The 13,402-nt window shown below is 62.2% G+C and carries 10 protein-coding genes; 7 read left to right on the top strand and 3 right to left on the bottom strand.

Annotated elements, in window-relative coordinates; translation table 11 throughout:
* The first annotated feature begins 659 nt into the window (after positions 1-659).
* The 6 genes from VFZ66_22205 (at position 660) to VFZ66_22180 (ending at position 7,209) form a co-directional block, all read left to right on the top strand.
* Entirely contained in the window at positions 660-2,363 is a 1,704-nt protein-coding gene (locus VFZ66_22205; GenBank protein ID HEX6291915.1) for a hypothetical protein, read from the top strand.
* 799 nt (positions 2,364-3,162) lie between these two features.
* The gene (locus tag VFZ66_22200; GenBank protein ID HEX6291914.1) at positions 3,163-3,477 is read left to right on the top strand and encodes a DUF1905 domain-containing protein; all 315 of its coding nucleotides are present in this window, start codon (positions 3,163-3,165) and stop codon (positions 3,475-3,477) included.
* 337 nt (positions 3,478-3,814) lie between these two features.
* A complete protein-coding gene (locus tag VFZ66_22195; protein ID HEX6291913.1) occupies positions 3,815-4,234 on the top strand; it encodes a DUF6194 family protein in 420 nt (139 codons plus the stop codon).
* Between the two features lie 487 nt (positions 4,235-4,721).
* Positions 4,722-5,414 (top strand): dienelactone hydrolase family protein, encoded by a 693-nt coding sequence (locus VFZ66_22190; protein ID HEX6291912.1) that lies wholly within the window; start codon positions 4,722-4,724, stop codon positions 5,412-5,414.
* Positions 5,415-5,439: 25 nt separating this feature from the next.
* Positions 5,440-5,946, top strand: coding sequence for a DinB family protein (locus tag VFZ66_22185; protein HEX6291911.1), 507 nt, complete (start codon positions 5,440-5,442; stop codon positions 5,944-5,946).
* Between the two features lie 6 nt (positions 5,947-5,952).
* Positions 5,953-7,209 (top strand): crosslink repair DNA glycosylase YcaQ family protein, encoded by a 1,257-nt coding sequence (locus VFZ66_22180; protein ID HEX6291910.1) that lies wholly within the window; start codon positions 5,953-5,955, stop codon positions 7,207-7,209.
* 147 nt (positions 7,210-7,356) lie between these two features.
* Here VFZ66_22180 and VFZ66_22175 read toward each other — a convergent pair whose 3' ends face one another.
* Positions 7,357-7,863: a DinB family protein gene (locus VFZ66_22175; protein HEX6291909.1), complete on the bottom strand. Its 507-nt coding sequence runs from the start codon at positions 7,861-7,863 to the stop codon at positions 7,357-7,359.
* Between the two features lie 410 nt (positions 7,864-8,273).
* On the opposite strand from VFZ66_22175, the gene VFZ66_22170 reads away from it, so the two are divergent.
* Positions 8,274-9,572, top strand: coding sequence for a DegT/DnrJ/EryC1/StrS family aminotransferase (locus VFZ66_22170; protein HEX6291908.1), 1,299 nt, complete (start codon positions 8,274-8,276; stop codon positions 9,570-9,572).
* A gap of 377 nt (positions 9,573-9,949) precedes the next feature.
* Here the strand turns inward: VFZ66_22170 and VFZ66_22165 are convergent, their stop codons facing one another.
* Positions 9,950-11,053, bottom strand: a complete 1,104-nt coding sequence (locus VFZ66_22165) for a DnaA N-terminal domain-containing protein (GenBank protein HEX6291907.1) — start codon at positions 11,051-11,053, stop codon at positions 9,950-9,952.
* Between the two features lie 659 nt (positions 11,054-11,712).
* Positions 11,713-12,747: an ATP-binding protein gene (locus VFZ66_22160; GenBank protein ID HEX6291906.1), complete on the bottom strand. Its 1,035-nt coding sequence runs from the start codon at positions 12,745-12,747 to the stop codon at positions 11,713-11,715.
* Positions 12,748-13,402: the final 655 nt, after the last annotated feature.

Here is a 13,402-nt window from a genome sequence, read left to right as displayed (position 1 = left end):
ATCAAAAGCGCTGGTGGGAGCAGCGGTTGGTGATGCGTTGGGAGCCATAGGGGCCTCCTGAACGAGATACGATACGGTCCGCAGGATGCACGCGCCCGCAGCATGGCATGAGCGACAGCCGGGTACGCTCGCGGGGATCGGCGGAGGTTGGGCAGCAGCGATGCGGGATGAGCGCAACGACCGGGCGACGCGGGCAGTGCGCGTGTGACGAACAGCAGGTGACTCAGCGGCCTACGGAGGTGTCGCTGCTGCGCTGCTGGCTGATGCTGGACTGGACGTGTCGCCGAGAACGTCGAACGGTCGTGGTGGCTTGCCTCCTGCATCATACGGGAGCGCCCCCACAAAGTCAAGCTCCGGTGCTGGCACCATGACATGACGGATGCACACGCCATTGCCGCCGACGCGCGTGGCTGACACACACATGACCGTGGGCGGCGGCTTCTGAATAGGCAGCGCGTGGCGTTTCGAGGATCGCGCCGGGCAGGGGTCTCTTCACCTGGATGGCAGATCGGTCAGTCCTGAGCAGGATCGTCATACCTGGTCGAGCCGTGCGCGGATCGGTAGAGTGACGAGACGATCGGCGCATCATCTGCTTCGATCGGTCGCCAAGAACGTGGCACCATTCGGCCCGCAGACATCGTACCGACTCGGAGGATTCAATGAGTAATTTCGTACCCGGCGCAGGCATCGGTCCCATAAGCGTGATCTCACGATCGTCCAACAAGCTCGATGCGTTCGCCGTCGGGCTGGATGGGCGTGTCTACACCGCCGCGTGGGAACCGGGCGATACCCAATGGCGCGGCTGGTGGCGTATTGATGGCGTGGAAGTCGCTCCCTGCGCGCCGGTCTGCGCGGTTTCGCGCGCGCCCGACAAACTCGACATCTTCGTCGTCGGGCTGGATGGGCAGGTCTATACGGCGGCCTGGGAGCCGGGCGATGCAGCATGGCGCGGCTGGTGGCCTGTGGGAATCTTCAAAACCGCGCTGCACGCGCCGGTCTGCGCGGTTTCGCGCGCGCCCGACAAGCTGGACCTTTTTGCGGCTGGTCTGGATGGGCAGGTCTATACGGCGGCCTGGGAGCCGGGAAATACCGAGTGGCAGGGCTGGTGGTCGATCGGTGGCCTGCGCGTGCCGCCGGGCGCGCCGGTCAGCGTCGTTTCCCGCTCTGCCGACAAGCTGGATATTTTTGTCGTCGGCGCTGATCGGCAGGTCTATACGGCGGCTTGGGAGCCGGGAAATACCGAGTGGCAGGGCTGGTGGTCGATTGCAGGGGTGGACGCCGCGCCACGAACGCCCGTGGCAGCGGTTTCTCGCTCTGCCGACAAGCTGGATCTGTTCGTCACTGGCTCTGATGGACGGGTCTATACCGCAGCCTGGGAGCCGGGCGATGCAGCATGGCGCGGCTGGTGGGCTGTGCAGGATCTCGTGACGGCAGCCCAGACATCGATCGGCGTGGTTTCACGCAGCGCCGACAAGCTGGATCTCGTCGCGCCGGGTTTCGACGGACGAGCGTACACCGCAGCCTGGGAGCCGGGAAATACGCAGTGGCAGGGCTGGTGGTTGGTGAGCGATCTGGTCACGGGCATGACCGATCCGCGCGTGGGAGAGTGGACCAGGGCCGGAGTCGCGTTTTCGTCCGAGAATACCGCCCGCTCGGACGAAGCGCAGGGCATAACCACCGACGGCGAAGCCTGGTTTCTGGCCTCAAACAACTCAAAGACGATCGCCAAGTATGGCCCCGGCGCGACTCTCCTCGCCGAGATCGCGGTGCCACAGGGCAAGCAGGGTGCTCACGTTGGCGCGCCCGGATGCTTCGAGGGCTGGGTCTATGTCCCGATTCAAGGGCCGTTCGGCGTGTGGAAGACGAAAACCGACTTCTCCGCGCAGCTGTTTCTGCCGGGAGAGCAGGGCGCGGGCCGTTTCCCGTGGTGCGACGTGAATCCGCTGAACGGACGACTCTACACCAGCGAGTTCGATCATTGGAACAACGCCAACGGCGTGCTCTTCGCCTACGATCACGAGACGCTGGAGCGGTGCCCCGACGACGACATTCATCTCGGTCCGACGCCGATCCATTTCGATCGGATTCAGGGCGGCGTGTTCACGCGCCGGGGCCGCATCATCATCAGCCGTCATGGGCCGAACGGCCTCTTCTGCTTCTCAGCGATCACCGGCCACTGCTTTGGCGGAATCCACCTTGGCAACTTTGGCTCGACTGGCTCGGAGGTGGAGGGCGTCACCGTGCGCGCCTGGCAGTTCGACGGCATGCCCGCGCAGGTGCATGTGCTTGAGCTTGACAACGACGCGGGGACGGACGACTGTTACCTTCACAGCTACGTGGTGCCTGATCCCGATCGACTCTAGGATTGGGACGGATACCGAGACGCTCAACGAGCCGACGAGCGCCGCCTGGTGTCCGTGGAGGACTCGCAGGCGTGGCAGCGCGAGCATGGGGAAGCGCGCAAGCGCCAGGGCTGCCATGCAACGTCACGGAACATCCGCCGCCACGAGCGGGGGAGCACGCAACCAGGGGCATAGCTGTGGCATCCAGCGATCGGGATCGAAGCGCTCAGGATCGGAGCAGGGGTGCGGGCTGCGGTGGAGCATGTACGGGCTGATGGCGATGTTCCTGGCATGGAGCGCACCTGAGGTCGTTTTAGACCACGACCGACCAATGCTCGCCGCCGATTCCTGGATCGCTGCAAGCTGTGCTAGAACTTCGTCACAGCTATCTACCCACAGGACTCGTGTCCCAAGCGGGTTTAAGGTGTTGTCGCTAGCTGTATCGACATGAATGTTGGCGCTTCGCCTGAGCACCGCATAGTGGCGGCAGAGGTGGCTGACCGATCTCTTTCCCGCGCGTCGATACGCCTGTAGTCGCTCCTTTTTGGAATAATCCATCGCCCACCTCTGGATCAAACCGGAGAAGCTCATCAATCCCTGGGCCTTCGCATGATCGCGGGATGCCACCGAACAAGGCGTGCAGCCGACGTCATAGGCTCGGCAATCTTGCGGATTCTGGCCGACTGGTTAGCTTGCCTGGAATGGTTATACTTGTAGTATCGGGGCGGCTGAAGCCTATTGTTCTGCTGAGCGGCGCGCAGCAGAGCAGCGTGCGGCAAATGCATGACTCTGCGAGAACATACGAGATGGAGGTCGGTGCATGTCCTCATTGGGAGATACCGTAGCGTTGAAATGCGAGTTCACCGGTACGCTTTGGTACTGGAAAGGCCCCGCCCCATGGTACTTTGTGACCGTTCCAGCGAAGCAGTGCCGCGACTTAAAAGCCATCGTCCAGTTCGTGTCGTATGGCTGGGGCATGATCCCGGTCGCTGCTCAGATTGGCGGCACCGCGTGGACGACGGCGATGTTTCCCAAAGACGGTCGCTACATTGTGCCCGTCAAAGCGAGTATCCGAAAGGCAGAACATCTTGAGGAAGGCGATACCGTGACGGTGCACCTCGAAGTTCGTGCATAAAGGCGTGCAGTGGCGACGGACACCTGCCAGTCCGCTGCGCTCCACCGAGGGAACAGATGGCGTGGTGCAGGACCCGGTTCAGGTGGTCAACTGGTCGTTCTTCGCCGTGGTGTCGCAACCGCACCCCGCCGTGCACCACGGTGCTGGCGCTGACCGCGTGCCCCGGCTGGGGACACGGGTCGTGTTCATGCGTGTCTGTGCTCGCTCCGTTTGGTACCGGCGGCAGCTTGGGCGTTCGGCGGCAACCAGGCCGTACACGCGCTACCCATGAGCTGCTGACCTTCCGCGCTCTATGATGTGCCGCCCAGCGTGACGATGAAGAAAGGCAGGGCAACCTATGGATGAATCGTCCATGATCACCTACATCACCGAACAATTTGCAGATGTCGAAACCGTCAACAGCTTTGGCTATATGTTTTTTTTCTACCGTGATGAGCGCAAACTTCCATTTGCGACGCTTCTTGCTGCCGACTACCCGTATGACCACGTTTCCCATCTCGACCGCCCCGGAGTGTACCGGCTGAACATCGGCGTGAGCAAGCAGACCTTTCAGGCGCTCTTTGGCAGTGACCCTGTTGATAGTCGTGGCTACGATTTTACCGCCCTGGACACGCTGATGCCGCATCCCGACTATGCGGCGCAATCGTTTGTCTGCGTGCTCAATCCAGGTCATGAAACCCTGATCCAGGTGCAATCCTTGCTTGCCGAAGCGTATGCGCTTGCGGTCCGGCGCTACGCCAGACGCGCACGGCCCTGACTCTGATCTGCGCCGCCGGGGACAACGCTACCCACAAAGCGCCGCCCGATACGCATACCGTTACGACGACGTGCCATCCAACCCAGCGCGGCCCCTGACCGCAGAACGCGGGCAATTTTCGTCGTACAGTACTATCCTTGTACACTATGGTGCTCGTTGTCGGCGGCAGGTGAGTTCAGCCGTTGGGCCACAATCATATCGCGCATAGTTCTGAGCGAGGTACGGATGAAGAAAGCTGACCTTCTGCATTGGTTGCAGGAAGGTGACTCCGTCCCGCCCACGTGCAGCGAATGCGAACCGTGCGGCCCTTATACACACCCTCACGTGAGGTAGATCGTGACGATCCTGATGCCGCCGCGAGCCCGGTTCGCGTGGACGTATCTCGCGACAGGGGTTGTTCCTTGCGGCACGAACTTGACGATCTAGACCATTTGTTCTAGAATCATGCCCAGGAGGAGACGTTCCGTGATCACAGGAGGATCGTGATATGGCGGATCGCACATCACAGGAACTGACGTACTACGGCGACCATCAGAGCGCCTGCGGCTACCTCGCCATGCCCGAACGCGGCGAAGGGCCAGGCGTGCTCGTGCTCCATGCGTGGTGGGGGCTGAACGATACCATGCGCGCCATTTGCACACGGCTGGCTGAAGCTGGGTTCGTGGCCTTCGCCCCAGACCTCTATCACGGCAAGGTCGCCGAAACGATTGCCGATGCCGAAGCCCTTGGTGCAGCGCTCGACGCCAACCACGTCCAGGCCAAGGCCGAGATCGCCGAGGCAGCACGGTTTCTCACGTCACGTTTCGGCCAGGGTGAGGGCGGCCTTGCCGTCATGGCCTTCTCGCTCGGAGCGTATTATGCGCTCGACCTCGCCGCCGCCGATCCCGACCACATCCGTGCCGTCGTCCTCTTTTACGGCACCGGGGGCGGCGACTTCAGCGCCGCGCGCGCGGCCTACCTCGGTCATTTTGCCGCGAACGATGAGTTTGAGCCGCTATCCCAGGTCGACGAGCTGGAGGAATCGCTCAAGCGTGCTGGCCGCCCGGTGACGTTCTATCGCTACAGCGACACGGGACACTGGTTCTTTGAGCCGGATCGCGCCGAGGCATATAACCCAGCGGCAGCGAGCCTGGCGTGGGATCGCACCCTCGCCTTCCTGCGGCGTCACTCGACCGTATGAGCGCAATCATTGGGGAGGCCCCGCCATGGATTACCGTGAACCGATCATCTCGCAATACCACGCTGCCCTCGACATGCTCAAGCAATCGATTCTCGCGTGCCCCGAAACGCTCTGGCACCGTCCGGACGACCGCAACACGTTCTCGCAGGTCGCCTATCACGCACTGTTCTTCACGCACCTGTACCTTCAAGAATCGGAGCAGGCGTTTCGCGTCTGGTCTGGGCACCGCGACGCCTATCGGTTTGAAGATGACGTGCGCACACAACCCGCCGAGTCAGCGACCAAAGCGACGGTGCTCGCGTACCTTGCCTTCTGTCAGCGCCAGGTCGTCGAAAACGTGTCGACCATGGAGTTAGCCGCAGCGTCGGGCTTTGACTGGCTACCATTTACGACATTCGAAGTGCAGCTGTACTCGATTCGCCACATTCAGCAGCATGTTGGTGAATTAATGGAGCGCCTGGGTACGCGAGCGAGTGCGATCGATTGGGTGGGATCATGCCGTGATGAAAGCACACGTGAGAAGCATCCATAGGACATCATGCTGACGATTACGATCGAAACCGCCCGCCGCTTCATCCTCGGCAAGCAGGGCCTGTGGCCCGGGCGACGCTGGCGCGGCATCACGGGCACCGAGCAGGCTATGCGCGCGATGGAGTACCTGCAGCTCGACCCGCTGCACATCATCGCGCGTAGTCATGACATCACGCTGCACAGCCGCGTCCTCGACTATACGCCTGGCCTGTGGGAAGATCTGGCCTATCGGCAGCGCAAGTTCTTTGACTGGGGTGGCTGGCTGGCCGTCCGACCGATGGACGAGCTGCCGCACTGGCGCGTGGTGATGCGCCGTGAGGGCGAGAGCGGCCCGCGCATGCGCAGCATTGCCCGCGACCACGCTGATGCTATTGTCGAAATGCGGGCCATCTTGCACGAGCGCGGCACCGTGAGCAACCGCGACTTCGCGATGGCGACGCGGACGCGAACGCACAGCTATCGCGGTCGCAAGGACAGCGCGTTAGCGTTGTATTATTTGTGGCTCACCGGCGAGGTGATGACGCACCACCGCGAGCGCTTCGAGCGCGTGTACGCCCTCACGGAGACGGTCGCGCCTGCGCATCTTATTCGTGAGAGCGACGAGGCAGAGGCTAACCGCTTCTTGATCACAAAGGAAGTCAGCTTCTCCGGCCTGGCGCGGCTAAGCCGTGTGGCAGATTCGTTTCTGCGCGGCGTGCCGTTCAGTAGCGTCCAGCAGCTACGCGCGGCGATGGTGGCCGACGGCGACCTCATCGAGGTCAAGGTTGAAGGCTGGAAGGCGATGCACTACGCGCTCGGGAGCGACGCCGAGGTGCTGCGCGAGTTGAGCGCAGGGCGTATGCCGGAGGCATGGACGCCGTTGAAGACGACTACGACGGAAGAGGTCGTCTTCCTCGCACCGCTCGATCAGGTCAGCGCGCGCGGGCGAGCCAGCGTGGTATTTGGCTTCGACTACGTGTGGGAGGTCTACAAGCCTGCGCACCGGCGGAGGTTCGGCTACTACACGCTGCCGGTGTTGTGGGGCGACCGGCTCGTCGCGCGCTTCGACAGCAAGCTCGACCGGACGACCGGCACGTTCATCATCCTGGGCCTGTGGCTGGAGGATGAATCCCTCGGCACCGATGCGGCATTTGCGGAAGCATTAGCGCGTGGGTTTGCGCGCTTCGTGACGTTTCTCGGCGCGCGCACGCTGGATGCAGCGGCGATTCGCGAGCCGCTGCTGCGCCAATGCGTAGACGCTGCACTAGAAGCGCATGCACGCTGATGTTGACGACGGAGCGCTCATAGTGTACCCGTCATCGGGTCGGCGGTGGTCCCGTCCGTTCAGACTCATATCCCATGGTGTGCATGAGCGGCGTCAGGGGAGCTCAGCCGTTGCGCCGCCGCTCATCCTCATGCCAGAAAGCGCGCCTCACCGTGCTATCTGCTTGACATGCGTGTAGAAGTGCCGCACGGGAAACCGAAACACGTCTTCCAATGTCATGTAGGGAGTAAACAGGGCATCCCAGGCCGTCGGGTAATACATGCCCCGCGTCCACTCCTCAGCCGGAAGATGATCGGCGATCTGCATGCTCAGCGCATACACCCCATCGAAGATCGTATACATTGCGGATCGCGGAACGACTCGTCCACCTCCATACGCCCCCAGCGCATTGATGAGGTTAAAGGCCGGGGTCGCACCATTGAGTATACGAGCGAAGATGCGAGAAAAGATTGCTGGTAATCGTCCGAACACCAGCACTAAGAGGCTGAGAATCGGGAGCAGAAAAAAGCCCAAGGCCATGTGGAAGAGCATGTGCTTGTTCGTCCACGCTGGATTGTGACTGTGTCGCATTAACTCCTCGTCGGAGAGCGAATCGAGCAGAAAATGGAAGATCAGTCGCGCGGCTTCCAGCTCACCGCGTAGGGATGTCGTCATGCTGCCCTCCTTTGACTCAGGATCAGCCAGGCCCAGCATCCCATGCTACGCCCATCGACGACCGCTTGCAACTCGTGCATACCCGTGGACTGGCATACCACGAGCGCATCGGGAAAGTAGCGTGTCAGGTGAAGATGCGTGACCAGCCACATAGTGACGTGCGTTTTGATGTCCTCGGCTGCCTGACGGGTGCCAACGTCGCCAGGCAGGACGTCGGCGTAGCGGATGAACCGGACTCCTGTCAGGACGAGCGTTCAAGCCATCCGGCGCTCACCCTGGGCGGGCCAGCGGAGCACGATTGTAGCAGCCTTGCGGTCGTCTCCGCGTCTTTGTCATGCTGCGTTCCCCTCGATGATGCGTTGACGCCATGCGCTATACTATCCCTACCGAAGCTTCGGTCAGGACGTGATATGATCCCACGTGGTACACCCGATATTGGCTGGCTTGACTTGCTGGCAGGTCTTGGCTATGGCCTGCTCCCGGATACCCGATCGCGTGCCCAGGCCGTGGTTGAAGGACGCTGGTCGCCACATCGTGATACGCTCGCCTGCCTGTCGGTCCGCAGCGGATTCGACCTCCTGCTGCACGTCCTGGCGCTCCCAGTCGGCACGGAAGTCCTTGTTTCGGCGATCACCATTCCCGATATGATCCAGCTTTTAGTCCATCATGGCCTGGTGCCTATCCCCGTGGACCTCGATCCGGACACCCTGGCCGTCGACCCAACCAAGATCCACCAGCTTGTTAGCCCACGGACGAAAGCGATCCTGGTTGCCCATCTCTTCGGGAGCCGCATGCCCCTCGACCAGCTCATTGAGGTCGCGCAGCAGCACAGCCTGCTCGTCATCGAGGATTGTGCCCAGGCGTATGATGCCTCATCCTATCGCGGCCATGCGCAGAGCGACATCAGTATGTTCAGCTTCGGTCCCATCAAGATGCAGACGGCGTTAGGAGCAGCCTTGCTGCGGGTTCGCGATCGATCCCTCTTAGCCCGACTCCGTCAGCGCCAGGCAGGGTATCCGCGCCAATCCCGCTTGATGTTCATGCAGCGCGTCGCGCGCTTCATGGTGCTCAAGCTGCTGGCCCGTCCGTGGCTGTTTGCCCTCTTGATCGCGCTCTGTCGCCTGCGTGGTATTGACCACGATGCGCTGCTCAACCAGGCCACCCGGGGCTTTAGCGGAACGGACCTGATTGGACGACTACGACAGCAGCCATGCGCCCCGCTGCTCCGATTGCTCGATCGCCGCTTACGCTATGCTGATCCGCGACGTATCCGGCACCGCGCCCAGGTCCTGAGCAGCATGGTCAGGCAGCACCCGCCGCTGAAGCATCCAGGGGCAGGCGCGCGGCAGCACACGCAGTGGGTGATCCCGGTCGAAAGCCGTGATCCTGATCGGTTGGTCCACCTGCTCCAGGCACACGGGTTTGATGCAACACGCAAAGCGTCCCGTTTAGTCGTCGTTCCCCCGCCACAGCAACGACCCAGGGTGACGACTCCCCATGCGGAGCGCATGGTGCGACAGCTTGTGTATCTGCCGGTAGCGCCCGCCATGTCGCACGCGGCCATCGCACGGGTGCGGCAGATCATCCTGGACTTTGAGCACCGCTACACGGATGCGGCAGGGACAATGGCCGCCGCTCCACCAGATGCCGCGATCGACCGCGCCGAGCAGGCCACGCTACCGGGCGATGCTCGTTCTCCCAGGCGCTAGCGTTGCGTCGGATGATGCCTGAGCCGTAGGGGTTCGGGCGGCTCCTTCCGCGCGCATTCTTAGCCAGGGGGTTGCGCTGGATGCTGCCACGGTCATTGGCTGATCGGCGGGGTGGAACAGGGACCGCCTGGACCTGCGCGACAGCGCGGCCACACGGCACGACCGTACCGCCTCGTGGATCGGGCTGTTTTCCGTCGCCGCTCTGGTGGACGCTGCGGCAACGGCAGGCGCGGTCGACGTTTCGCGATCTCTCGCCTGCCTGGCGCGGGAATCGGACGTTCGCGCGAACCCTCTCTGCCCCGCACTCGTCGATACGCCAATGGCGCTCGCCCTCGGTGACGAGGCGCTGAGGAGGGCGGCCCTCCGTCACGCGAAGCTTACCCACCGCGATCGATGACTACCTCCACGGCCACCCGCTGCCCGGTCAGTCCCGCCAGCGCATCGGCCATCTGCTGCGCATAGACCGCCTGCACCTGCTCGCGGGCGAAGATTGTCGGCACCCCCACCACCGCCCGCGTCTCGTCGAGCGCGACCAGCTGCGTCTCCTGCACCCACGTCACGAACTCGTGCGTCGTCATCTGCTGCGCGAGCTGCGCCTGCGCCTCGGTCCACAGCGCGACGAGCCGGGAATCGCGCGCATGTCCTGGGGCGTCGGCTGCGCCAGTAGGCGGCGCGACCGGCGCGAGATGAGGAACAGGCTGCGCAGCAGGCCCCTGCCTGGTTCGCAGCAGCGCTCGTCCGAAGCCGGAGCGCGCCAGGAAGACCGCCAGCCCTGCCGGGTTGTAGCTGTTCCGCTGCCGCGCGACGTAGCGGCAGATAGCCGCGATCTCATCGCCTGCATAGCCGCTCAGCTCGTCGAGGACTCCTGGGCCACACACGCCGATCGTCGCCAGCGGCTGCACCACGGGGGACGGTTCTGCATTTCGCAATGGATCGTTATGTCCACTTCGTGATGTGGTACCACCAACCACACCGGAGATTCGATCTGGCCTTTTAACGGTGGGGCGGATCAAATCTGAGTCGGGGCGGGACTCATTCGTGATCCCCTCCGCAGGCACAAAAAAAAGCGGTGCGTCCGGCGCGGCAGCCGATGCGGCGACGCGCGGCGGGGTAGCCTCTGACGATACCGGCTGTGCCCCATGCGGCGGCTCGTGCTGGTGCGTGTCAAACGCGACGAGGGCCGGGACCCGCGTCAGGGCGGTGTCGCCGCCAGGCCGGGGCGTGCGCTCAATCAGCCCCGCGTCTACGAGCTGGCGCAGCCAGCGCTTGATCGTGCCTTCGCTGACGCCCAGGCGCTCGGTCATCCAGGCGACGCCCGCCCAGCAGTAGGTGCGGTCTTTGCACAGCCGAACCAGCTCTTTGTACAGAAACAGATACGCCTCGGCGCTGATCACGCGCTGGAGCGCGGCACGCTCGCCGATCTCGTAGGCGTAGGTGCGACGGGCCTGATAGTCTGCCAGGGCACGGTCGTTCTCAGACAACAGAGAACTATCCTGCCCTCCCACGGGTGCAGGCGCGATCATAGGTGCTCCTTGGTAGTTTGCCCTCTTGACGTATGTCACGGGCATGCTACACTTGAGCAATCAGCAGGGACATCCAGATGCCATCAACCATGGCAGGGTGATGTTCCGGTAAGACCTCTGATCCGGTGGCGGCCAAACCAAAAGGATCGGGGGTCGTTGCTTTAAGTCCGGCTGACTGCCGATGACTGTCCAATACTTACAACAGGTTGCTTCCTACCGTGCGAGTCGCCTTACGAGTCATGCTCAAAGCGGCCCGAACGCTTCTGAGTCGGATCATAGCGATCAACTGCGCCAATCGCAAGAGGTAACGACGCCAGTTTCCCGTGTGAAGCACGCCACTTTTCGCCACTACCGCGCCAACTATGCCAAACGTGGCGCAATGTGGCGCAGTTGGCGCCATCGTGCGTTGGGACACCCTCCACGGAAGGTGGGCTGCAACCACGCCAAAACGTGGCGCAGTTTGACGCAGTTCGTGGGCAACCGCGCCAAAACGTGGCGCAGTTTGGCGCAGTTGTGGCACCGTTCGTGGGCAACCGCGCCAGACGAAGCTTTTCATTTGGCGCGATTCGGTAAGCGGATGGGCGTGTTCCGTACGGCGCAGGCGTGCGACCGTCGGCCTAACCCTTCCGGCCACGAATAAAGTAGCGGCGGGCTTTGCCCTGCCCGGAGGCGGCAATCAGGCCAGCCTCGACCAGTTGATCGAGGTCGCGCTGGACCGATCGGCGACTCCGCTCAGGGGCGAATTGCTCGATCAGTTGCATGGGCGGTACCTCGTCGTGATCGCGCAGATAGTTCATGATGCGCTGGTGGCTTTCTGGGAGATGCGCATATAAACCGACTTGCAAGGTTTCAAGCTTCCGCCCGAACACGGTGACAATAAACGCTGCTCCGATATCCTCAAAGCGCGGCGCCTCCATGCCCTCATCGCGGAGGACATTCACGACGATGTCAAGCCCCTGCCCAAAGGCTTCCACGTACCCGGCCTCATACAGCACCCGGGAAATGTTGCGGTTGCGTGATTTTTGTTGAAGCAGGATATTCTCGACGGTAACACCGGGTGGCAGTCCCCCTGGCGAGTCCCACTGGATTCTGTCACGAAAGAGCGTAATGCGGATTGAGGTGTCGGTCAGATGGTAGTCGCGATGGCTCAGCGCGTTGACGGCCAGCTCGCGAATGACCACCCGCGGGTACTCATGCAACTCGCGCCGTTGAAAGCTGTCGCTGTCGGTGTTCATTCCATGGTGAGTATTCTGCCAGAGGTAGCTCTCGATGCGCTGGAGCTGGTCAAAGATCGTGCCCGATACGTCCTTCTCGAAGTGGATGAGCTGCTCGCGTCCGACCACCGTGCCGCGATAATGGGCAATATCAACAACCGCATCCGGGATCAGCCGCTGCGGCTCCCGTCCAAAGCATAGCACACCGGCGACCGTGGGGTAATTTGCGCCGTCGACCTCGATAGCACACCCGCGAAGCAACAGGTAACTTACGGGATCGGTCGGCCACTGTTCGGGATACCGTCCACGTTTGAAGGCATCCTGAATATGACGGCTCACGCGATCCAGGTCCAGTGCTTCGAGGCCGACCGAGCGAAACGCGAGACTATCCGCACTGCGTAAGTGTTGCTCGTTGAGAAAAACATCAGGTTCAGACATGCACCATCCCTTCCTTGCTGTCATACGCTATGCTTGCCGTGAACGGTATGCCGTACCAGCAGGATCGGCACGCGCTGGCGTGCTCAGTATATCATTCAGAAACGGTATCGCCGCTGTGAGCGGGTCCGGCGTACGGCGCTGATGAGGCGACACACCAAACGAGCGGTCCGCTTCCCCGAAGACCGTGGACGGAGCACGGACACGATCTGATTTGATACTTATGTCAAGCCATTCGAGAACAGCCATGATTGGTTGATCGCTGCCGGTGTCGTAAGACGCTCACCGCTCCCGCGCCAGGCGTGCTGCCGCGTTGCTTGTAAGTCTAGCATACGTTTCACAGAATGTGAAATGTCACACATGTGATGTTTCACATTCTGTGAAGAGTGTGCTACACTGAGGGCGGGATGAGCCACCCGAAGGATGCGGCGGGTGTTGCGCTGGAAGAAGCGATGGATCGTGCCGCTCGAACCACCCGCAGAGGTCGACGTGCCGGGAGTGCGTTGGTCGCTGCGCCCGGTGTGTAGCCAATCTGGTTACGCCCGCCCAGGTAGACATCATATGCAGTGTAGCCAATGGGGTTACATCTCTGCTGGTACGACCGGTTTGTAGCCGGAAAGGTTACACTGATCTCTGCCTGTGCGCGGTCGAGCGTAGC

Source organism: Herpetosiphonaceae bacterium (genome assembly GCA_036374795.1).
Lineage (GTDB): Bacteria > Chloroflexota > Chloroflexia > Chloroflexales > Kallotenuaceae > LB3-1.
Note: the sequence above shows the minus strand (reverse complement) of the source record. Positions and strands in the feature narration are given on the sequence as shown.

What these genes read in the sequence shown, in the direction of transcription:
- VFZ66_22200 (HEX6291914.1), top strand. Translation starts at nt 3,163, where the DNA reads ATGTCCTCATTGGGAGATACCGTAGCGTTGAAATGCGAGTTCACCGGT.
- VFZ66_22180 (HEX6291910.1), top strand. Translation starts at nt 5,953, where the DNA reads ATGCTGACGATTACGATCGAAACCGCCCGCCGCTTCATCCTCGGCAAG.
- VFZ66_22175 (HEX6291909.1), bottom strand. Translation starts at nt 7,863, where the DNA reads ATGACGACATCCCTACGCGGTGAGCTGGAAGCCGCGCGACTGATCTTC.
- VFZ66_22185 (HEX6291911.1), top strand. Translation starts at nt 5,440, where the DNA reads ATGGATTACCGTGAACCGATCATCTCGCAATACCACGCTGCCCTCGAC.
- VFZ66_22170 (HEX6291908.1), top strand. Translation starts at nt 8,274, where the DNA reads ATGATCCCACGTGGTACACCCGATATTGGCTGGCTTGACTTGCTGGCA.
- VFZ66_22205 (HEX6291915.1), top strand. Translation starts at nt 660, where the DNA reads ATGAGTAATTTCGTACCCGGCGCAGGCATCGGTCCCATAAGCGTGATC.
- VFZ66_22195 (HEX6291913.1), top strand. Translation starts at nt 3,815, where the DNA reads ATGGATGAATCGTCCATGATCACCTACATCACCGAACAATTTGCAGAT.
- VFZ66_22160 (HEX6291906.1), bottom strand. Translation starts at nt 12,747, where the DNA reads ATGTCTGAACCTGATGTTTTTCTCAACGAGCAACACTTACGCAGTGCG.
- VFZ66_22190 (HEX6291912.1), top strand. Translation starts at nt 4,722, where the DNA reads ATGGCGGATCGCACATCACAGGAACTGACGTACTACGGCGACCATCAG.